Source organism: Salegentibacter tibetensis (assembly GCF_020164485.1).
Classification (GTDB): Bacteria; Bacteroidota; Bacteroidia; order Flavobacteriales; family Flavobacteriaceae; genus Salegentibacter; species Salegentibacter tibetensis.
The window spans coordinates 1-735 of record NZ_JAIQZA010000099.1 but is presented as its reverse complement, the minus strand read 5'-3'; the positions used below and the strand labels follow the sequence as shown (position 1 = coordinate 735).

1 protein-coding gene is annotated in these 735 nt (G+C 36.3%); it reads left to right on the top strand.

Annotation, left to right across the window (positions count from 1 at the left end; genetic code table 11):
• On the top strand, positions 1-703 hold a 703-nt coding region (locus LB467_RS18665), incomplete at its 5' end, for a helix-turn-helix domain-containing protein (RefSeq protein WP_224475661.1).
• Positions 704-735 lie beyond the last annotated feature (32 nt).

The window sequence follows — 735 nt, the reverse complement described above, 5'->3', positions numbered from 1 at the left end:
CATTGATTCTGTTCCTTATGAGTTTCATAAAAACCAGATCATCTGTTTGACAGAATTCCATAAGATTGAAATAACTGCCATTAATGCTGCGCAAATGATACGCTTTAATCGCTCCTTTTATTGCATTATTGATCACGATAGTGAGGTGGGATGTAAGGGAGTTCTCTTTTTTGGAGCTTCAAAGCTGGCGGTATTAAATATCCCGACATCAGAGCTGGAAATTTTTGAAACAGTTTATCAAATGTTCCTGCTAGAGCTTCAAACCAATGATAATTTGCAACTGGAGATGTTACAAATGATGCTAAAAAGGTTTTTAATTATTTGTGCAAGGGTTTATAAGAATCAAACTACGTATTCTTCCTTTGATAATGAGCAAACCGATATCATAAGAGAGTATAACTTTCTGGTGGAAACGCATTTTAAAACCAAACATACGGTAGCCGAATATGCAGCATTACTTCATAAATCTCCTAAGACCCTCGCCAATCTTTTTTCCAAACTTTCCTCTAAAACCCCTTTGCAGTTTATCCAGGAGCGAAAAATGCTGGAGGCAAAAAGACTTTTGCACTATACAAATAAGAGCATTCAGGAGATAGCCTATGAAATAGGATTTGAAGATGTACAAGCTTTTGGACGCTTCTTCAAAAACATGGAAAAAAAGTCTCCTTCAGGTTTTCGGAAAGGAACAATTGCCCACTCTTAAGGAAAGCTTACCTACTGTACAAATATACTACT